Below are 20,093 nucleotides of genomic sequence, written 5' to 3'. Positions count from 1 at the left end.
CCGCCGATTCCCGTGTTCGTAGCTGTCATCATGGACCCGTTCGTTCGTCGCCCTCCCGTCCCGGCGATCGAGCGGCCCAACGGATGTGGGTTCGATCGCCGCTGGATGGGGGCCGACTGGATAGACACACACTCGCAAGCCGGAAAAACGCAAGGCTTTCATATTCGGGGGTAAGGGGGTGTTTTCTACCATGGTGTAATTAGTTCTCTTTCTCCCATAGTGTATAGAGGGGGTTTCCGGTCCTATATCGGATGCCGGTGTACGCACTTCGGGTTCGGTCGGACGGCCCGCCCGTAACATACATCACGGCCCGATTCGCAACTGCTGATAGGCGGTCCAATGGTCAGTAAAACGACAGCGATCTACATCCGCGACACGGAAGCGACGGGTTCGGAAGACAGGCAACTGGAAACGGCACTCGATTACGCGACGACCGTACTGGATCTCGATCCCGCGGAAATCCTCGTGCTGTCCGATACCGCTTTGCGGGCGCGCAACACGTCTTCGTCGGGCGATCAGAAGTTATTTGACCTGGCTGCGGAGGGGGCTATCGGCCGGGTGATCGTTCGCGACGCCTCGCGGATCGCGATGAACATGCGTGACCTCTACGACCGCGTCACGCAACTCGTCGAATGCGGCGTTGCGGTCCATATCGTCGAATCCGGTCTCCGGATCAACGACCCGGAATCGGAGTCGGATGGGGGGGAGAAGGGACACACGATGCTCCGCGCGCTCGGCGTCGCTGCGGAACTCGAGACGGCAATGAACAGCCGCCGAACCAAGGAAGGCATCGCCGCTGCCCGAGCCGAGGGCAAACACGTCGGGCGTCCCCCGTTCGGGTTCGACAGCGACGGAAACGGCAATCTCGTCCCGAACGAGGACTACGAAACCGCTCTCGCCGTCATCACGGAGATCGAAACCGGCGAAAGCAAGCGAGCCGTCGCGCATCGAGCCGATATTACGCGTGCGACCGTTCGCAACATCGTGGACCGCAAGGAGATCTACCGCTCGGACTGAACGGCCCGGATCCCGTCGGACGTTCGCCTAGCGGATCGACCGCTCCGGGCTAAACAGTACTATCTCCGCCTCCGTCGGTAGCTCACACGGCATCCGACGGCAGAGAACTTAACCCCGAACGGAGGGACCCATGAGTCATGGAAGATTCGATATATGCGGACCTACACGTCCACACGACGAATTCCGACGGGGAGTTGGTACTCGATGAGGTTCCGGCAGTGGCAGCCGACGTAGGAATCTCCGCCGTCGCCATCACGGATCACGACCGGCTCCACCCTAAACTGGACGCCCCGCGGACGCGTATCGACGGTATCGACGTTATCCACGGCATCGAACTGCGTGTCGAGGTCGCGCCGCTGGACGAGCGGATCGACCTGCTCGGATACGGTGTGAGCGAATCTCCTGCGCTCCGCGACGAACTCGACCGCCTCCAGAAGAATCGAAAAAACCGTGCCACGCGCATCGTCGACCTAATTGAGAACGAGTTAGGCATCGAACTCGACGTGGCGATCGACGGCGGCACCGGTCGCCCACATATCGCTCGTGCGATCGACGCCCACCCCGATATCGACCTCTCGTATCAGGAGGCGTTCGACGAACTCATCGCCGATGGCCGCCCCTGTTACGTGCCACGCGAGATCCCCCCGTTCGAAACGGGAATCGAGTTGCTTTCCGAGACCTGTGGCGTGGTCAGTCTCGCCCATCCCTACCGCTACGAGGATCCCGAGGCAGTGCTCGAACTGGCACCCCGGCTTGACGCAGTGGAGTGTCGATACCCGTATTCGAGTCCGAACATCGCTTCCAGTTCGGATCTCGACGTGCAGACGGCCGAACGTCAGGACCTTCTTCTCACTGGTGGGAGTGACGCTCATACAAACGAGCTCGGTCAGGCGGGAATCCGTAAATCGCAGTACGAACGATTGCTTGATACAGGGGGATTCAAAGGATGACCAACGCATAACGTTCTTCGAGCCGGATGGAGGGCTACAAGGATAACACGCAGGTATCGCCGAACAGCCAGCAGTACTCTTCGTATACGTGTCGTGTTCCTGTATGTGATTGGCATGATTGCGATCGACAGGGACCCGAGGCTGGACACCGTTTTCACTACGACATACATAGACCAACAGGCACTGGAGGACGTCCACGTTATCGACCTCGGATAGATCTACAACGGCGCGTACAGCTCGCTGATGCTCTCGTATCTGGGGGCCGACATGACGAAGGTCGAGCCCCCCTTCGGCGAGGACGGCCCCAAGAGCGACCGGCTGGCGATGGACCTCATCGTCCAAGCCGAAAGCGGCGTGATGGACGTCATCGGCAACCCTGAGGACCCGCCGACGAAGACCGGCATCGCGCCAGGTGACTTCCTCGGGGGATCCACCTCGCAGCCGGCGTCATGGCGGCGCTCTATCAGCGTGAGCGCACTGGCGAGGGCCAGTTCGTCGAGGCGAGCATGCAGGACGCGGTCTATCCCTCCCTGATGTCTCAACTGGCGAACTACTACAACGAGGACGACACCCCTCCACGGACGGGTAACCGCCACAGCAGCCTCGCAAAGGCGCCCTACAACGCTTACGAAGCCGAGGACGGCTACGTAGCGATCCTCTGTATCTCCGACGAGCACTGGGAGACACTCTGTGGGGCGATCGACCGCGAGGACCTCGCCGACGACGAGCAATTCGTAAGCAACGTCGACCGGGTCGAGCACATGGAGACGATCGACGACGCCATCGAGGAGTGGACCTGCGAGCGCTCCCGCGAAGAGATCGGATCGGTTCTCTCGGCGGCCGGCGTCCTCTGTGGCTCGGTTCAGAGCGTCGAGAAGGTGATCTACGATCCCCATCTGGAGGAACGCGAGATAGCCGTCGAGATCGACCATCCTTCGAAAGGGGAAATCCGCGTTCCCGGCAGCCCGATTCGACTCTCGAAATCGAAGATGCCCGAGATCGAGCCCTCGCCGCGAAAAGGTGAGGACAACTACAAAGTCTACCGCGACCGGATAGGCCTCTCCGAGGAGAAAATCGAGCGGCTTAGAACTAACGGTGTGATCTAACGAAACGACTGTAATGACAACACTTTGAGGCGTGCGTCGACAAAGAGTTCGCTAAGGAACGAGGAGTCTCTGGCCCAACTCTCAAAACTACTCCACGGGACAGAGCCCGACTTGTTAAGCAGGCAATTGGGCCAGAGAGACGATGAATCGGACGGTTTATATATTATTACAACCACCAGAGAGCGCATCAATCACTTGATCGAAGAACGCCAACTGATGAGGTGCTAAACTAGACAGGGGCATCGATATACTACACATATCTTTCGGTGATTTGACTATTGATTCACAGCAACGATCGATGAATGCTATGTCCTCGAGACGGAACCCAAACATTCCGAAAGTCGAACGATTTCGAGTTGTCCGAGACGTATGAAAAACGGATTGTAGTCGGTCTCGAATCCGTTGAGATTCCGGACGGCAACTAACGCCGGTTATGGAACGGAGCGTACGCGATTCACGCCCGTTCCTGGACGCTTCGTGTCCGGTTGACAGCCAGCACCTCCGGTTCTGCTGACGCCTATGCATGCCATGCTATCGCAACCCTGTTCTATTATGCGAGTAGGTACCAATATGAGACCATGAATAACTCTATTCTCGTTCCGGTCAACGGTATCCCCCCAACGATTGCAGCTCTCAACCATGTACTCACGTTGGAAGGATCACATGAAATCACGATTCTACAGGTCTGCCCGATCATCGAACGAGAGGAAAGCATTCGCCAAACAGTTATTCCGGACGCAATTGGCGAGCAACGAGAGGCCAGTAGACGGACGGCACAACAGATCTTCTCGAAAGCAACGGACTATGCCGCTGAACACGACGTAACAGTCGATACGGAGATTAAATCAGGCCATCCTGCTGATCAAATCAGCGCATACGCTGCTACCAACGGTATTACTCGTATCGTTATTGGAACGCAAGAACAGTCGCTTTTCTCACGCATTTTGCGTGGGAGTCTGCCGGACGAAATCATGAAACGGTCATCGGTTCCCGTGACAACGATCCAGATGCCGACTGAATCAGCTACAAAAACCGATAACACCGATCAGAAACGACCACTCACCTTCTCACGTGGAATAAACTGAGTGTCCCTATAGGGAACGACGAGAGGGCAGACGGCATACTATAACTGATTACACATGCTATTTGATATTAAAATACTATAGGTATGATATAAAATACGTATGTGAATCTTACCAAGTCTTGTAGACAAGTAGCTAGCCGAAACTCCTTTGCAAGCACGACTCGATTAGTTTCCGATATTTCGGACTTCACGAATGAACGAAAACGGGTCATCAAGCCGAAGATAGTCGAAATACGGCATCTCATAACAGGAACGAGCGATTTCCCATCCCGTCTCTACGAGTGACGGTGTTTCGACCAACGGCGACTCTTCGCGCACGATACTCAGAAGGTGCTCAGCCTCACCATATAAATAGTGACTTCCAACACCAACCGTATAGCCCGGCTCAACTAGATCCAAACGACCGCCAGCCTGAAGCCAGTACCAGTACGGGAAGTCCGCATCAGCGTGGACGGCACACGCCAGTGATTGCCACATACGAGGGTTGATCTCCGCGACCTTGAATTCGCCAGTCTCCGCATCCTCCATAAATTCGACACAGGCAAGCCCATGCCACTCGAGTTCATCGAGCAATCCTCGCCCGACTTCTTCCAGTTCCGGAATATCGACCGTCTCACGATAGACGCCGCCACTACCCGTATACGAATTGCCTCGAATCTGTCGATGTTGGAACGTCGCTACCGCCTTACCGTGATTATAGAGCGCTCCAAACACATACTCATCGGAGCTCTGTACGTATTCTTGGACGATCGGCGTGTGATTCATCTCTTCACGGATCGTCTCGAGATCGGGCTGTTCTCCTGGTTGGAGGTGTGTGATTGTCTTGACGATCTCCGATTCGTTGGGTGCATACGAGTCGACGTACTCGTCAGCAAGGAGGTTGAATCGTGCTTTGACAAGCAACTCCGGGTCCCAGTTATCGACTTCGTCGAGAAGTCGTGTCTCGGGCATCGGAACCCCTGCGTTCGCAGCGGCTTCAGCCAACTGGAGTCGATCGTGAACGGTTCGTAACGACTCAAGGGGTGGAACGACACTGCTCACGTACTCTTCGAACTCGTCGCGATATTTCGCGAGAACGTACGGATCCTGAGGCCGGATCGGAATGATTGTTTTGACGGCAGGCCGAGCAGCAATCCCCAGTAGCGCGTTTTTATAGGCGAGCAAATCGTCACGTGCTGAGGGGATAATGACGGATTCATCGCAGTAGCGCGACGCAAACGTGGGTAGTCGTTCGTCTTCGGCAGCAACGATCGTGTGGACGCCGTGTTTCGAGAGCGAGCGGGCACACGCATAGCTGTGGGGAAGCGGCGATGCGGGGATGAGAACGGCGTGTTGTTCGGCCATAAGTAAGGTCTACATTCTTCTTTGAGGATCGCATAGAAATGAGTAGCGATACATAGAGATGTATTTAGATATTCAAAATAATGTAGTACTTTAAGAATGAGGTTGGACGAATTCGAGTACTCACGGAAGAATAGAAACATACGTCGATTCGAGTGCGGTGCTTAACGCTGCTACAGAGGATTGGAAAGAAGAGACGAAAACATTCGTACTGGAAACCAGTTCTAATAACGATCGATCACGACCTGTTTCATTCGCTCGCGACCACTAGTTCGGTCACCGGCAGACTCTTTTGTTGGGATGCGATATCCGACTTATACTTTCTCGGAGCGGTTCTCTTTCCGGAATACACTCCATCGCTATCAGGTTGTACTGATTGGAACAAGCATGACCGGAATCGCATACGTATCAAGAACGGCTTCAGACATGCTTGACAAGAAGAATTCCTCGATGGGGCCGCGTTCGATATTCCCCATAACGAGGTACTCGTAGTCCCGATCGGATGATTCGATTATATCGACCAGTTGCTTTTGTTTCGAAACTTTGGAGTGCTCGAACTTCTCCTGTACTGTGCCGAGTTCTTCAATTGCTATCTCGAATTCAACAGTAGGAGCCGTTTGCTGGAGTACCTGCTCTATTTCACCCCGAACTTGATCGGGTGAGTTATCTTCGGGTTCATTGATATGATACACGAAGAGATCATCGTTTGCGGCCGCTGCGCGTTCTACGGCGAACTCAAGTACTGTATTTCGATGGGGATCCTTTCCATACGCGACAAGAATGGTTCCCATTCCCTACTGTTTGTCAGGCCTGTCCTTCAACCTACCCCCGTTGGTACTATCTAGTTAGTGACCTTCCGACCAGCGTTCATCCGTTGAGCAATTGATACGACCGTTGGAAACTGTAGTAATGCACGAATTACTCGACCCGCTCGCATGCGCTCGCCCGACTGCCGTGAGTTAGTCACCGCCGACAGTGTTAATGTTTCCTCCAATATCCGGATTAAACGTGGGTCGATCAATACCAAGTAGGTTGTAGGAATCCGCATCATCGGGCATCGGCGACTCGTAGTCGTTTGCACCGCTTCGTTCGTTGAACTCAGCGATAACATCGGCGAGCAAATTCGGATCCGTGAGCAGCTGGACAAGTGTCCGGCCAATTGTATCTGCAGCGTACAGCATTCCTTCCATACCGGTCGATACACTAGCAGCAACGGCTTGCCAAGAGTGAGCTGGAGTTCCAACCGGCCATGTTGCCGTTGTCATTCGATCGAGTGGGACGACTTGGCTCACATCACCAGAATCAGTGGAATAGGCTCCAGTTTCTCCGATATCCGTCGCTTCGATCGGTTTTGTGAAGTAGGCGGAATCCTGTGCATGTTCCCTATCATTAGGATCGAGCTTTGCGAGTTGGCCGGATACATCGCCCAATGACGCTTGTAAGTCGGCTGCAAGGGCTTCGTCTTCAACGGTAAAGGAGCCGATATCAGTCATTGTATTCCGAATCGCATCACCGAGAGTTTCGTTCGGCCGGACACCGTAGATGCCGCTTACCTGTGTGACATCGATGTCGACATCGGCCATGAGTGCAGCCCCCGTTACAGCATCATGGAACCAATTGCTGATCTCCTCGACGAGATCGCGACTCGGTGCCCGGATGAGATACTCGGCGGTAGCTTCGGGTGGGACAACGTTTGGAGCAGCGCCGCCATTGGTGATCACGTAGTGAAGCCGTACTGGATCGGGAACATGCTCGCGCATATACTCGATAGCCCCTACAATATCACAGATGGAATTCCAGTAACATTCTATAACACCACTCTGTCCGGAGTAATCCTCCTTTTTGCGCCTTCTACATTCATTACAGGAGCGGCAAAGTCTAGTATGAACACCTCGCCACCCTCTATAGTTAACGAGTAGTATTACTTAACATAATGAGTGAAAAGAGACAGCCAGCAGTTCGCTATTAGTTTAGTAATACTATAGATGTACTCAAGAAACGACAGTATGAACGCAGTTGCATTGCTGTATCGGGTGTACTCAATGGTCTGGGTTGCCGTATCTACCTCGTCAATATCTACATTGACATCGAGTGCCAGAAACGCATTTATACCGGAATCAACGCGAAGTTTATCCTTGCACAAGCCCCGTTTTCTGAAAAACCCTTCGTAGATGACATACCTGCCTGATAGTCGGCTTAGAGTGATTCGCGTCGCTGTTGATTTTCCACAGATGGCCTGTTAGGGGCACCCAGCGCTATATACAGGTCATGTAGTGACCAGTCGAAGGTTGGCTATTTGGAGACGATCTACTGATCAACTTCTTCGTGCACCGATTCACCCTTTCCGGGCTTCGATTCCCATTCCCACTCATCTTCAACTCTAATACGACCATCGTCGAGAAGCTCGACATCACCAATGGAGTGGCCAGTAGCGGTTTCGTTTTCTGTATTTATTTGAGTGTATCGGATGTCCCACTGTTCCCCGTCGAAGGTTCCAACCAGATGTCCATCCACAACACTGCCACCAAAATAATTCGCATATATTCGCTCGCCCTCCTGCTCGAAGTGAAAGAGGGTATCTGCACTCACTTCTCCGTCTTCATCATTTGCAACGCCAGCAAGAGTCCGACCATCCAGTGAAATATCGTCTGCCACACGCTACCCGCGTCAACTCAACGAATAATACTTCTGGTGTTCTATTCGCACATCTACCTAATAGTTACTTCATCCTCTCAGCTGGGAACTGAAGGTCACATACAAATGAAGTATATATTGGTCAGTACAGTACAACGGCTGAACATGTACTGGTATTTATTAGTAACTAAAATTTCGCGTTACGTGCTAGTGCAGTAGACCATATTTGATTAGATTTTCGCCCGTTTATAGTAGAAGTGCTTCAACCAGTCTGGCAACAGCCTACTCAATATCCGCTCTGCTGAAACAGACATATCCAATAGTTACTGGAATTACAATCCACAGTGCAAGAACGATAAAGCCGTACCAGTCGACCCAGATATTCGTCTCTATATATGGAAATTGAGAGATCTCACGATATTCAGGTAGAACTGCTCTTGCAGTATGGGCAAACGCTGTCGAAGGATTTAGACTAGAGAAGATCGCTAACCAGGCCGGTTGCTCTCCTACCGGAACTTCGTAACCGATTATTGCCGTTTGTAATAGTGCCGTGATTACATCCCAAAATATTAGAATCACAGAGTATACAGCCACTGCACCAGCGAGCGCGCGCGCTCGCGACTTCGTACTTGCTGAAAATCCTATTGCGATAGACACACAGGCCAGAGCATATAGCAGTGTGAGTAACGTATAGAGCCCAAATTCAATGAGTGCGAATGAATCGTACGTGACCAGTGCGACGAGAGCAGCAGCACCATATCCTATTAATATTGCTGTTGAAACCACAGCAGTCTGACCGAATAGCTTACCGAAAAATATCTCCCTGCGGGTGTTTGGCAGTCCGAGAATAAGTCTAATACTGCCGCTTGAACGTTCGCCAGCAATTGCTTTGTACCCAACCATGATCCCAACTAATGGGACCAGATAGAGAGCGGGTTGTCTCATACTGTTCAGGAATGCTAGCGTGTTTACGTCTCCATTAGCACTAACACCAGACATATTCGGAATCCATTGAATACCTGCTAAAAAGGTGGTGAACACCACGAACAGCGCTATGAGTCCAATGAGTGTGTACGAACGTATCGAGTCGAGGTATTCTTTTCTCGTAACAGCGATTAAACTCATCGTTTCGATTATGATCTGTTTCTCACTTAATGATAGTGATTACTTTTCTCTATTGGTCGCTATACCGTGCTAGCTTCGCTATTTCAGTGCATACTTGGAATCCTACACTCTCGTAAGCAAGAATAAGAGGAGCACATCACACACTTTTATGAAAACAATACAAAACTCATGATAATGGCCGCAATCGATCTTGATGCTGTGACTAAACAGTACAATGGTGTCACCGCTCTTCGAGAGTTCGATCTGACCGTGGAAGAAGGCGAAGTCTATGGTTTCCTCGGACCAAATGGAGCGGGTAAATCAACGGTAATCAATATTCTACTTGATTTCATACGCCCGACAGCTGGTCAGGTACGGGTTCTTGGCTACGATACACAACAAGAAACCCAACGGATCCACGAGCGTGTCGGCGTTCTACCTGAAGGATTCAGCACCTATGGCCGACTAACCGGACGTCAGCACCTCAACTTCGCCATCGGATGCAAGCACGCAAATGATAATCCTGACGCGCTTGCTGAGCGCGTGAACATCGATGACGCAATCGATCGGAGGGCGAGCGGCTACTCAAAAGGAATGAGCCAACGGTTAGTACTCGCAATGGCGCTTGTCGGCCAGCCCGATCTATTAATCCTTGACGAACCTTCTTCTGGACTCGATCCTGCAGGCACACGTGAGATGCGCGAAATTATCCGAGAAGAACAAGCACGTGGCGCAACCGTCCTCTTTTCGAGCCATATCCTCGATCAAGTCGAAAGCGTCTGTGACCGTGTGGGAATTCTCCGAGATGGAGAATTGGTTATAGAGGATACTGTCGAAGGACTGCGTGAAGCCGCACAGGCCGAAGTGACGCTCCACATCGAAGTCGATCATCTATTGGATACCGAACTTGCAAAAGTGCGCTCGCTACCAGGCGTCTCAGAAGTGAGCGTTGATGACACTACTATCCACGTTTCCTGTGATGGTGATTCAAAGACTGCAGTACTCTCTGCTCTTGATGAAGTAGACGCGTCAGTCACTGATTTTACTACTGAAGACGCCTCACTCGAAGAACTCTTCATGAATTATACGACCGATTAGCCGAACCAGTCAGGAAAGCAGATCCGGAAGTCCGAGTATAAGTTAACTACCTTCTCCTGAATGAGTGAGTGCTTGATATATTTGTTCGAACATCTATATAAATATATGTTTTTCAAATAAATGACTCTATCTTCTCGTTCGGGAGTTATTGTCCGTAGAACGTTATTGATTCTCGAGAGCATCAAGGATGCACGCAGAAGCGATTACAGCCTCTTTTGGGATATCACTGGCATCGTCGATACTGACTGTGTAGGTATCCCGCAGTGAGAATTGTCCTTCAATGTCACCGACGTGATCACCGTCGGCGTCAAATATTTCGTACTTGTTCGGGATGAGGTTCGCAACGGAGACAAAGTGCCGAAGTGCTGAGAAGGGTTTGCTCTTTGATTGAATAGTCGCCAACACCGCCCCCGTGTCGGGGTCTCGAATCGTCCAGTTCTCCGCAAACAATGAATAGTCCTCGTCAAGGACAACGACTTCCTCGCCGGTGCCTGCGTCCGTGATGGTATAATTTCCTGCAACGTCCATGATACCGCCAGCTTTCACGGTGAACGCGTCCTCGCCGTCACCAGTGACGAAGGGGAACTCCTCTTTCATCTTGAACATTTTTTGTTTCCCGCGGAGGACGACATTGCCAGTGCTATCACGGACAACGTACTTGTTTCGGATTGATGACTGCGTAACCTCGTAGTAGTCGTCGTCAAGAGTAACTGTAGAGATGGCGTAGTCATCTGACGGTGAATTGGATTCTGAGAACTCAACCATATCTAACGGTGGATATAGAATATTATAAAAATATTCTTTTCTCTTTCAATTTCTGATTGTTTAGATATTTGATGTGCAAGGGTTAATCAATAAATAATAAGAAATATCCAATATGAATGAGTAGAAAGGAATCGCTATCGCACCACTAATTTTTGGAATCATCTTCATTGGTCAATCTCTTCGTCAACTTGCGGAGACTGGATTCTCACTGTTACTCGTTATTATTCTCATTAGCGGAGATAGCGCTGTTCTCGTCGGCGTTGGCATTATTTTTGGTTGGGGAGATTTTGGAACAGGAGAAATCGAATCAAACTAGTCGGGAGTAAATCCGAGGTGATCTGTGAGTGGTTCGCCGACCGCGACGAATTACAGCGCGAGATTGAGCGCACCCACCACAAGAAGCGTCTTATCCTGGAGCAACGCGACGGAGCACACTGAACTGGTCAACACTGTCAAAGAGGAGCAGAACCTCGCGAAACGGAAGGTCAATGCCAGCGTGCTCACGCGGGCGAAGTGGTGGCTCGTTGGTATGAGCGGTGAGGAGTAGCGCAGAAGTTTCGACTAGCAGTTTCACTGCAGATGAACTCACGGTGTTCAGTACATCTGCGAATTGAGTGGGTTGGGTTATCGGGGAGTCCGAACACTGCCCCATCTTCGGTTCCGTTTCTGGAGAGAGACTGTTCCAACGATTACCGCATCGATAATCGGAGGAATGAACATCCCAACAACGGTTCTTGTGACAGATGTTGTTGATCGTTAGGACTCGCGCCACTTGTGGCCGCACTCGATACATGTGAATAGCCGAACCTCGTAGGAGCCGCCCGGCTTCGGTATCATCTCGTAGTAGGCCCGGTCGCTGTCGCAGTCGTCCGCCGGACAGGGCTCCTGCATCGTCTCGGTAGAGTCCTGGGTCGCGTCGGCTACGGCGGGTGCCCCGTCGTCCTGCTGTCCATCCTGGGTCACCATCGTCGCTTCCGCTTGCGGGTCTCGCGGCTTCTCGCTCTCACAGGAGCGACACACCCACGTGTCGGCCTCCGTGTGCATCATCGAACCACACTCGTCACAGAATTGCATGTTGAGGAGGAATACTTGATTGTCGAATATACGTGTTAACTTCCGATCCGTCGTTGATTTCAGGCAACTGCTCATGCTGACGGTATTGAATACTGTCGAACGGTTGATCTGGAGTCATGGCTCTTGCTCGATGATTAATAGTTGAGGCAGGACGTTTCAATGCATAGGGCCACGGTTTCAGAGGTTGACTTTGTTGCGTGCCTTGATTATACTCTATCCTGCAACGGCCGTTAGGTAGATAGACTGACCCAACGTCCCTTCCAGAAGAACGATAGCAGAAATATCTGCCTTCCAAGTCGGTCAGTCCGCTGCTTGGGGCTCGCGTGGTGATGAGGTCTCCGAGAGCGTTGACAGCGACAGATCAACTCGTCGGAGTAGCTGCGCGTTAATCGCGACGATGATCGTACTCAACGACATCAGCAGTGCGCCCACAGCGGGCGATAGCAGGATTCCGATCGGAGCCAACACGCCCGCTGCAAGCGGGAGTGCGAAGACGTTGTACCCGGCCGCCCACACGATGTTCTCCTGCATCTTTCGGTAGCTCGCCTTGCTCAGTTTCACGAGTCGCACGACGTCCATCGGGTTGTTCTGCACGAGGATAACGTCAGCCGATTGGACGGCGACGTCGGTGCCGCTCCCGATAGCGATTCCGACGTCGGCTCGCGTCAGCGCGGGCGCGTCGTTGACGCCGTCGCCAACCATCCCAACGAGGTTGCCCTGGTCTTGGAGTTCCTGCACTTTCTTGTCCTTGTCGCCGGGGAGGACCTCCGCGAATACCGTGTCGATGCCCAGTTCGTCGGCAACAGCGTTGGCGACGTCTTGGGAGTCACCGGTCAACATCGCTACCTCGATGCCGAGGTTGTGGAGGGCGTCGACGACGGCGTAACTCTCCTGGCGGATCACGTCGGCCATCGCGAACGCGGCAATCAACTCACCTTCACGAACAAGATACACCACGGTCTGGGCATTCTGCCCAGCTTTATCAGCGAAGCGCTGGAGGTGGTCAGGAATCTCTCTATCGAGTTGGGTCAACAGGTTCGGCCCCCCAACGTACACCTTGTTTCCGTCGACGTTCGCGCGGACACCTCGGCCTTTGATCGCCTCGAAATCGGTGGCGTCAGGAACGGTCAACTCCCGCTCCGTGGCGGCCTCGCGGATGGCTCGCGCGATCATGTGCTCTGAGTCGCTCTCGACGGCTGCCGCCAAGGCGAGTGCGTCGTCCTCGCCGACGCCGTCGACGGTCGCCATGTCGACGACACCGTGCTCGCCCTCGGTGAGCGTCCCCGTCTTGTCGAAGATGATGGCGTCCAAATTTCTCGCTTCTTCCATCGCGATGCGGTCGCGAACGAGCATCCCGTTGCGAGCCGCGAGTGACGTGTTGATCGCGACGACCAATGGGATGGCGAGCCCAAGCGCATGTGGGCAGGCGATGACGAGCACCGTGACGACACGCTCGATAACCGTTGCGTCGAATGAGACCGCGATTGTCCACGCGATTGCTGTCACGACTGCTGCTGCGAGGGCGACGTAAAACAGCCAGCCGGCCGCTCTGTCGGCCAAGACTTGAGTTTGAGACGTACTCTGCTGGGCTTCCTCGACGAGTCGCATGATGCCCGCGAGCGTCGTCTCCTCGCCCGTCGCACCGACACGCACACGGAGACTGCCGTCACCGTTGATCGTCCCGCCGATGACCTCGTCGCCAGGTTCTTTCGAGACTGGTTTCGACTCACCTGTGATCATCGATTCCTCAACGTCCGAATCACCCTCCTCAACGATGCCGTCAGCAGGGACACTTGCGCCCGGCCGGACGAGCATGAGGTCGCCCTCGGAGAGTTCACTAACAGGGACTTCCTCGGTCTCCCCGTCGTCGGTGATTCGCTCGGCAGTATCGGGCATCAGCTTCGCCAGCTCGTCGACTGCGCTCGAGGCACGGCGTACCGACCGCATCTCGATCCAGTGGCCCAGCAGCATGATATCGATTAGCGTGACGAGTTCCCAGAAGAACGCCGACTGTGCAGGGAAGATGACGGTGGCCAGGCTGTAGACGAACGCGACCGAGATGGCCATCGAGATCAGCGTCATCATCCCCGGTGAGCGGTCTTTCAGCTCCGGCACCGCCATCTGGAGGAATGGAACCCCACCGTACACGAACACGATTACCGCGAATACGGGGTTGATCCATTCGCTACCCGGAAACACTGGGACGGAGAATCCGAGCCACTCCTGTAGCGTTTCGCTGTACAGGAGAACTGGGATCGAAAGGAGTGTAGAGACGAAAAAGCGCCGCCGGAACATCTGCTCGTGGCCCTCGTGCATGCCACCATGGCCCTCACCATGCCCCTCGTGGCCGTGGTTGTCCCCTTCATCCTCTTGTTCGGCGTGCTCATGCTGCTCGTGGAGAGACGCCTCACCCTCCGCGGCAGGTTGAGCTTTCTCCTCCAGTAGCTCCTGTTCTACTTGTTGCTCATCAGACTTATCGACCGCTTCATCGTGGTCGTCGAATCCGTGTTGGAGGTAACTGCCGTTGTCTTGCTGGTTTTCCCTTCCCGTGGGGCTCTCATTTGTATCTTGGTGGTCGTCCATGGGTTATATTTTCTCTTGAGGTGGATTCGCCGGCTTCCTGAATGTTTGGGCCCTGAAACCGTACGCCAGGTTCAGTGTGGGCAAACCCCGAAGAGAACGGCGGGCTGATCGCCCAGAAGCGTTCTGTGCTATCCTCAGACCGTGTTATACTCAGGTGTGAGCGGTGTACCCAGCGTCCTCGACGGCTTCTACAAGGGTCGTAGTATCTACGTCACCATCGACGCTCGCCTGTTCGTCGTCTCGGTCGACGGTCATGTCGGTTACACCGGACACGTCTTGAAGCGCCTCTTTGACCGTCTGTTCACAGTGACCGCAGGTCATTCCCTCTACGGTGATAGTCGTCGTCATACAGGAATACATACGGTCCCCTTTCTTTTGCGGATTTCCACTTTGATCGCGTGGTAATTAGGGCTCCTAACTTTAGATTCAAAGGCAATGATGGTGGGTGACGGCGTCAATGACGCGCCCGCTCTCGCGGTGGCGTACGTCGGGACGGACATCGGCTCCAGCACGGACGTCACACTGATGCGCGATGATCCGCTCAACGTCGTGAAAGCCATTCTCATCTCCGAGGCCACGCTCGTGAATATCAAGCAGAACCTCGTGTGGGCACTAGGTACAACACGGCCATGATTCCGCTAGTCTCCCTCGAGCTGCTCCAGCCTGCTGTTCCGCCGGTACACTCCCAATTACGACTACAAGCTGCTTGGCCGTCTCCGCTGAAGGTCTCCCTCTCGATGACATTCAATATTTTACATACCGGTCGAAAACCGGCTTGAGCAACAGTTAGAGACCGTAGGTCGCGAAGTTGGACTGTCCTGTGGTCGTTCCTAACGGGTAGTAGCGGCTATTTCCATGGACTTCCCAATTGAGACTATCGCTCTCGCGGTTGATCGAGTATACAGCCAGTATGACCAGCTGCCGCAGTCCTTCCCGCAGGACACTTCTTGACTACGATGGTACCTCCATCGTTTCTGAGCAGCAAACGATAGCTTACACAACTTCCGTCTGATTGGCTTGTTGGAATGTATTGAAGCGAACGGTTACTTGTGTGCTGCCACTCTCCGACTGAATCTGATTACGCAGTTGCTCTGATAAGTTCGGATATGATTCATTCGACGCACTAACCGTAACTGTCGCCGATTTAGACGAAGACGTCAGATCTCTCCCGATTCCGGCATATTCAGTTTGGACTGAAACCGAGTCAACGCCCGAGTAGGCTGGATCATCAAGAACGGTATCAACGCTCTGCGTCACTGTTTGCTGAAAGAGCGCTTGTTGAGAGACTGCGACCCCAGTAGTTGCAACCGCCACTACGATGAGAACGGCAGTAACGAATGCTGCTCGACTCGGGGTTCGATCTGCGAATGAGAGCTCACCCAAGTCATGATTCCGGTACAGCACCCATAATACGAGGACCATTGCGAGGTTCACAACCGCCATCGTACTCACTAAAAGGAGTCCACTCCCAAGTGCAACGAGATACTCATTCCACGCTATCGCGATTCCGACAGTTGCTGCAGCAGGAATGAGTGCGGCAGCGATCATCACACCTACAAGCGAGTTTGAGCCTTTCGTCGTGAGTCCGAACGCTGCAGCTGCGCCAGCAGCCGCTCCAACGATGATCGAAAAGGGTGTTGGAGCCGCACGAAGCGATATCAGTTGTAGTGACGTTATGTCAAGCGAAGAGGGAGCGAGTCCGATGGTTTTGGCAAAGAATCCAAATAGAACAGCACCGATCACGCCAGCGATGAGACCGAGTGCTTGGATCCGAATGCTGTCGATGAGCATAGGGCGATCGCCAGCAACAGCACCAACTGTTGCAGTAAGAACTGGTCCGACGAGGGGAGCGATGACCATTGATCCGATGACGATTGCCGGTGAGCCAACGAGCAACCCCGCTCCAGCGATGATAGCGCTCAGAAATATCATCGCCGCATACGAAAGCGGATCTTGGCTCTGATCGCGTGCTTTCGAACGTAATTCAGGAAGGCGAAGTGGGTCGTAGTCGTTGGCGTAGCGGGCTTGTAGGTCCTCAATATGAGGTGTGTTCGCATTCTCAGCATTCAGAACGATGATGTAATCATCGTCAAGTCCTGCTTCGCGAATCTTCTCGAGAATGAGTCCGAGACCATCGGTTGGAATCGGGAATTCAATCATCTTTGAGTCCGGAGAATCTTCATCACCTGGTGTAACGATGAAATCGATGTCGTTGTCGTTGAGAATATCAAATATTTCCCCAAGATGTTCTTCGTCGGCTAACAAACGAATGAGGCGCACAGTGGTATTGCAAACAGGAGGATCAAAACTGTTCGTTTGTGATCTTCAATATATTCCACGTCATCGTTTCTCTGAATAACAATACGGTAGTCGCACTTTTATTTGAAGAGGGAGAGTGGACACAGCGGGTACTCGCAAATGATGCCGACGGACGCCCCACATTGACGAAACTTTTGAATATATTGAATAGCGCTGGTCCTCAATAGTCGGTGTGGTGTTGTGAGCGACAACTGATCCGGTTCAGCCAACTGCAGAAGAATTCTCCGGACGGAAACTCTGGACCAAACGTCGAGGTACAAGAAATACACTCGGGATGGCAGGTGCCTGCACTACCTATTGGTAGAAGCTCTGCGTAGAAGAGTACGATAGGGCAACTATTGACGAAAGTGCTGAAGGCAAGACCGTCGTTACTGCCGATGGCTCGAAAGTAGGAACTGTTGTTGATGCTGATAATTCGACGGCACATCTCGAGCCAGATCCTAGCTTGACGGATGAAATTGCAGCCGAACTCGGCTGGGGTGACGGTGACGAAGAAACCTACGAATTGGATAACGACGCCGTTGAAACTGTCACGGACGACGAAATCAGACTCGAAGAGTAACAACCGACACTCGCTTTCCTATCAGTATCGTACCATCCCAGAGTAAGTCTATTGAGTATTAATAAGTGATAGCTCACACGGAAGCTACTATCATCAGCACATTCGGGACCAGTACCGATATACTCAGATTCGATAGAAACTACAAACTATCGTTGCAACAGCCCCGCTAGGGAGTTCCGGCCTTCTAGACCGGCCAAAGCCCGATCGCATCCTCCTCTCCTCGCCTGCCTCCATGATCCTGCTTGCGCCTACAGGGCGCTGTGCGGCTTCCCCAGGGGAGAGGATGCTAATGTGTCTCAGTCATCTCACGTCGCTCAGTTACAGAGTCATTTTGCTGGTAGGATTTGACCCGAATTCTCGGCCGCACCTCCGGTTAGTAATCCTGGTCTCCGAAACATCCGGCCCCGCTAAACCTACGTTAGTTTGATATATCTCATGCTAGTCGCTATCGTGGATCGAAGTCGTTGTATATTTGCGCTTCTGTGCTTGATGAATCTCCTGTTGATCTTCATCTTTGGAGCTGTCCACTGGCGTGTGACCCGGCAGTATAGATGAGCGTGGAGTGGTTATGAGAACTAATATTACTGCTTACCGTGAATGCGAAGGATTGAGTCAAGGAGAACTCGCGACAGCTGTCGGCGTTTCACGACAGACGATAAACGCGATTGAACGAAATCGGTACGACCCCTCATTAGAGTTGGCGTTCAAACTTGCGGCCTACTTTGAGTGCTCGATTGAAGTTCTGTTCGAGCCTGATATCGAACCAGTTGGAGAATGACCGATATGTACGTATATCTTGAAGGATATTTCAGATAGTTCTCAGCAAGTAAAGACAACCACTACCCAGATGCTTTCAACTAATTCCTTCCAATTGTTCTGTGGATTTATCGGAAGGCGCACTTCTCGGCGTGGAATTTTAAGCGTTCTACGTCCCCACGACTGGGCGACTCACGCCCACAATCCTCACACCTGAAGCACGTCGCACCACCCTGCTCGTCCAGTTCCGTCCACGGCCCGGTGATGAGCGTTTCGTCGATGTCGTCGTCCTGCGGGGCGGTCTCGGTCGCAACACCACCGTTGGTCACGACCACGGCATCCTCGGCTGGACGGTGCTCGACTGTCGAACCATCCAACCGTGGTACTGATCGCGAGCGGCAATCATCATCTCGACGTCTGTCTCCTCATCGAGATCGGGCACGCCGCGCCGTCCTCACTTCGGGAGTAGTCGATACCGGTGATTGATCGGAGTCGTCAGATATGCGAGTGCGATGTGCGCTACCACCATCACTGAAAAGAATCCAATGTTGATCCACGCAGCGTTGTACCATACAAGGTCAATACCAAGAGGCTGGGGATACAGAGGCCAGAACGGTTCTATCGGCGTCGAGATATCAGGTGCTGAAAGGATGTCAGCACTCAAGTGACTCAGACCTCCGACCAAGAATCCTATTGTCGTGAATACGAATAGACTGGACGTATCAAATCGCTCGCTTTGAATCCAGTTATCAATCTGAGTGCTGAACAAGCCGGTAAGAACTGTACCGACGACTATACTCGCAATAGTCACGACCAATACCGTATGCGTCACACCATGATGGTGTATTATCTCATGGAACCACCGACTGAGCCATAAATCGATGTCTGGAAACAGCGAGGCGACGACAGCCAGGAGGATGAATCCAATGCTGGCTCTATCATCCCAGAGAAACCACGCTGGAAGGGCGAACAAGAGGCCGAACGCAATGTGACCTGTTATGTCTACCATTGTTTCTGCATAGTTGGTATTCCCCTATATCCCATTTTGTATGTCAGCTGAAGAGATATGTCTTAGACGAGTGTTTCCAATGACCAATCTCTTTCTTGCAGCCCACACCCGCGAGAGGACGTTCATCGACGGAGTAGAAAGAGGGGTTTCCGCTATAGCTACCCATCCGTCCTCGGACTCTTCCTCGCTCGACCGATGGGCTGATTCATTCGGAAAGACCAGAACCAGTACAACTGGATGCTGGACGACTACTTTTCGGCGGACGTCACGACCGACGCCGAGAAGACACTCACGGCCGCTCGCGAGGAGCGAAAGGAACTCTTGAAGATCGGGAAGGGCGTGTTCGGACCGGGTAGCTGGACCTCGGAGAACGCCGAGAAATCGACGGGCGAACTTGAAGCGGGAGTGTTTGGTTCGGACACGCACCCGGTTCCGCGCTCGAAGTAGAAGGCGGACCTTCGAGAGACGGAGGCCGACGCTTTCGATCTCTGAGCGGCCTCGAATCAAACTAACCCAATGGACGAACAGACAACTCTCGCCGACTACGCTGACGTCGATAGCGAGGACGGGTACACTCCCGACACCTCCGAGGGTGGCACTCAGTACTGCGCTCCCGATAGAAACAAGGTATCGGTGGCTATGCCTCAAAGAGCGTCCGAAGGATGCACTCGGAACAAAGCGTCGCCCGCGC

Annotated in this window: 21 protein-coding genes and 3 pseudogenes; 10 read left to right on the top strand and 14 right to left on the bottom strand. The window is 53.0% G+C overall.

What is annotated here, in order from left to right; translation table 11 throughout:
* Window positions 1-339 precede the first annotated feature (339 nt).
* Entirely contained in the window at window positions 340-1,017 is a 678-nt protein-coding gene (locus EAO80_RS17845) for a recombinase family protein (protein ID WP_122091181.1), read from the top strand.
* A gap of 137 nt (window positions 1,018-1,154) precedes the next feature.
* Complete coding sequence (locus EAO80_RS17840) at window positions 1,155-1,967, top strand: PHP domain-containing protein (RefSeq protein ID WP_122091180.1); 813 nt, start codon at window positions 1,155-1,157, stop codon at window positions 1,965-1,967.
* A gap of 218 nt (window positions 1,968-2,185) precedes the next feature.
* On the opposite strand, the gene EAO80_RS20505 is transcribed toward EAO80_RS17840, so the two are convergent.
* The gene (locus EAO80_RS20505) at window positions 2,186-2,335 is read right to left on the bottom strand and encodes a hypothetical protein (protein WP_245998732.1); all 150 of its coding nucleotides are present in this window, start codon (window positions 2,333-2,335) and stop codon (window positions 2,186-2,188) included.
* On the opposite strand from EAO80_RS20505, the pseudogene EAO80_RS17835 reads away from it, so the two are divergent.
* A pseudogene (locus EAO80_RS17835) lies at window positions 2,292-3,073 on the top strand (CaiB/BaiF CoA transferase family protein). The gene EAO80_RS20505 and the pseudogene EAO80_RS17835 sit on opposite strands and share 44 nt — an antisense overlap.
* Before the next feature lie 578 nt (window positions 3,074-3,651).
* The gene (locus tag EAO80_RS17830) at window positions 3,652-4,158 is read left to right on the top strand and encodes a universal stress protein (protein WP_122091179.1); all 507 of its coding nucleotides are present in this window, start codon (window positions 3,652-3,654) and stop codon (window positions 4,156-4,158) included.
* Window positions 4,159-4,322: 164 nt separating this feature from the next.
* On the opposite strand, the gene EAO80_RS17825 is transcribed toward EAO80_RS17830, so the two are convergent.
* From EAO80_RS17825 to EAO80_RS17815, 3 genes are all read right to left on the bottom strand, one after another.
* Window positions 4,323-5,501, bottom strand: coding sequence for a carboxylate--amine ligase (locus EAO80_RS17825; protein ID WP_122091178.1), 1,179 nt, complete (start codon window positions 5,499-5,501; stop codon window positions 4,323-4,325).
* 359 nt (window positions 5,502-5,860) lie between these two features.
* Window positions 5,861-6,289, bottom strand: coding sequence for a universal stress protein (locus tag EAO80_RS17820; protein ID WP_122091177.1), 429 nt, complete (start codon window positions 6,287-6,289; stop codon window positions 5,861-5,863).
* A gap of 168 nt (window positions 6,290-6,457) precedes the next feature.
* Window positions 6,458-7,081, bottom strand: coding sequence for a zinc-binding metallopeptidase family protein (locus EAO80_RS17815; protein WP_122091176.1), 624 nt, complete (start codon window positions 7,079-7,081; stop codon window positions 6,458-6,460).
* Window positions 7,082-7,105: 24 nt separating this feature from the next.
* Between EAO80_RS17815 and EAO80_RS17810 the strand changes: the two genes are divergently transcribed.
* Complete coding sequence (locus tag EAO80_RS17810; protein WP_122091175.1) at window positions 7,106-7,417, top strand: hypothetical protein; 312 nt, start codon at window positions 7,106-7,108, stop codon at window positions 7,415-7,417.
* A gap of 56 nt (window positions 7,418-7,473) precedes the next feature.
* Here EAO80_RS17810 and EAO80_RS21045 read toward each other — a convergent pair.
* From EAO80_RS21045 to EAO80_RS17795, 3 genes and pseudogenes are all read right to left on the bottom strand, one after another.
* Window positions 7,474-7,626: pseudogene (locus tag EAO80_RS21045) on the bottom strand (DUF7509 family protein); the annotation flags it as partial.
* 179 nt (window positions 7,627-7,805) lie between these two features.
* Window positions 7,806-8,153, bottom strand: a complete 348-nt coding sequence (locus tag EAO80_RS17800) for a hypothetical protein (RefSeq protein ID WP_122091173.1) — start codon at window positions 8,151-8,153, stop codon at window positions 7,806-7,808.
* 261 nt (window positions 8,154-8,414) lie between these two features.
* Window positions 8,415-9,257, bottom strand: coding sequence for an ABC transporter permease subunit (locus tag EAO80_RS17795; RefSeq protein WP_122091172.1), 843 nt, complete (start codon window positions 9,255-9,257; stop codon window positions 8,415-8,417).
* Between the two features lie 174 nt (window positions 9,258-9,431).
* Between EAO80_RS17795 and EAO80_RS17790 the strand changes: the two genes are divergently transcribed.
* Entirely contained in the window at window positions 9,432-10,334 is a 903-nt protein-coding gene (locus EAO80_RS17790; protein ID WP_122091320.1) for an ABC transporter ATP-binding protein, read from the top strand.
* 162 nt (window positions 10,335-10,496) lie between these two features.
* On the opposite strand, the gene EAO80_RS17785 is transcribed toward EAO80_RS17790, so the two are convergent.
* Complete coding sequence (locus EAO80_RS17785) at window positions 10,497-11,099, bottom strand: LURP-one-related/scramblase family protein (RefSeq protein ID WP_122091171.1); 603 nt, start codon at window positions 11,097-11,099, stop codon at window positions 10,497-10,499.
* Window positions 11,100-11,439: 340 nt separating this feature from the next.
* On the opposite strand from EAO80_RS17785, the gene EAO80_RS17780 reads away from it, so the two are divergent.
* Window positions 11,440-11,646, top strand: coding sequence for a hypothetical protein (locus tag EAO80_RS17780; protein WP_122091170.1), 207 nt, complete (start codon window positions 11,440-11,442; stop codon window positions 11,644-11,646).
* Window positions 11,647-11,855: 209 nt separating this feature from the next.
* On the opposite strand, the gene EAO80_RS17775 is transcribed toward EAO80_RS17780, so the two are convergent.
* The 3 genes from EAO80_RS17775 to EAO80_RS17765 form a co-directional block, all read right to left on the bottom strand.
* On the bottom strand, window positions 11,856-12,173 hold the full coding sequence (locus EAO80_RS17775) for an RPA12/RPB9/RPC11 RNA polymerase family protein (RefSeq protein ID WP_122091319.1): 318 nt from the start codon (window positions 12,171-12,173) through the stop codon (window positions 11,856-11,858).
* Window positions 12,174-12,473: 300 nt separating this feature from the next.
* A complete protein-coding gene (locus EAO80_RS17770; RefSeq protein WP_122091169.1) occupies window positions 12,474-14,756 on the bottom strand; it encodes a copper-translocating P-type ATPase in 2,283 nt (760 codons plus the stop codon).
* Between the two features lie 150 nt (window positions 14,757-14,906).
* The gene (locus tag EAO80_RS17765; RefSeq protein ID WP_122091168.1) at window positions 14,907-15,104 is read right to left on the bottom strand and encodes a heavy-metal-associated domain-containing protein; all 198 of its coding nucleotides are present in this window, start codon (window positions 15,102-15,104) and stop codon (window positions 14,907-14,909) included.
* Window positions 15,105-15,185: 81 nt separating this feature from the next.
* Between EAO80_RS17765 and EAO80_RS17760 the strand changes: the two are divergent.
* Window positions 15,186-15,479 (top strand): annotated as a pseudogene (locus EAO80_RS17760) (heavy metal translocating P-type ATPase); the annotation flags it as partial.
* 270 nt (window positions 15,480-15,749) lie between these two features.
* On the opposite strand, the gene EAO80_RS17755 reads toward EAO80_RS17760, so the two are convergent.
* Window positions 15,750-17,036 carry a DUF389 domain-containing protein gene (locus EAO80_RS17755; RefSeq protein WP_122091167.1) on the bottom strand — a complete coding sequence of 429 codons (1,287 nt, stop codon included), beginning with the start codon at window positions 17,034-17,036 and terminating at the stop codon, window positions 15,750-15,752.
* A 1,169-nt stretch (window positions 17,037-18,205) separates the two neighbouring features.
* Here EAO80_RS17755 and EAO80_RS17745 point away from each other — a divergent pair.
* Complete coding sequence (locus EAO80_RS17745) at window positions 18,206-18,415, top strand: helix-turn-helix transcriptional regulator (protein ID WP_122091165.1); 210 nt, start codon at window positions 18,206-18,208, stop codon at window positions 18,413-18,415.
* A 106-nt stretch (window positions 18,416-18,521) separates the two neighbouring features.
* On the opposite strand, the gene EAO80_RS17740 is transcribed toward EAO80_RS17745, so the two are convergent.
* The gene (locus tag EAO80_RS17740; protein WP_245998708.1) at window positions 18,522-18,770 is read right to left on the bottom strand and encodes a hypothetical protein; all 249 of its coding nucleotides are present in this window, start codon (window positions 18,768-18,770) and stop codon (window positions 18,522-18,524) included.
* Between the two features lie 77 nt (window positions 18,771-18,847).
* On the bottom strand, window positions 18,848-19,402 hold the full coding sequence (locus EAO80_RS17735; protein ID WP_122091164.1) for a metal-dependent hydrolase: 555 nt from the start codon (window positions 19,400-19,402) through the stop codon (window positions 18,848-18,850).
* A gap of 237 nt (window positions 19,403-19,639) precedes the next feature.
* Between EAO80_RS17735 and EAO80_RS17730 the strand changes: the two genes are divergently transcribed.
* Window positions 19,640-19,849: a hypothetical protein gene (locus EAO80_RS17730; protein ID WP_122091163.1), complete on the top strand. Its 210-nt coding sequence runs from the start codon at window positions 19,640-19,642 to the stop codon at window positions 19,847-19,849.
* Window positions 19,850-20,093: the final 244 nt, after the last annotated feature.

This window comes from Halalkalicoccus subterraneus (genome assembly GCF_003697815.1).
GTDB classification, from domain to species: domain Archaea; phylum Halobacteriota; class Halobacteria; order Halobacteriales; family Halalkalicoccaceae; genus Halalkalicoccus; species Halalkalicoccus subterraneus.
This window is presented reverse-complemented; position numbering and strand designations above follow the sequence as displayed.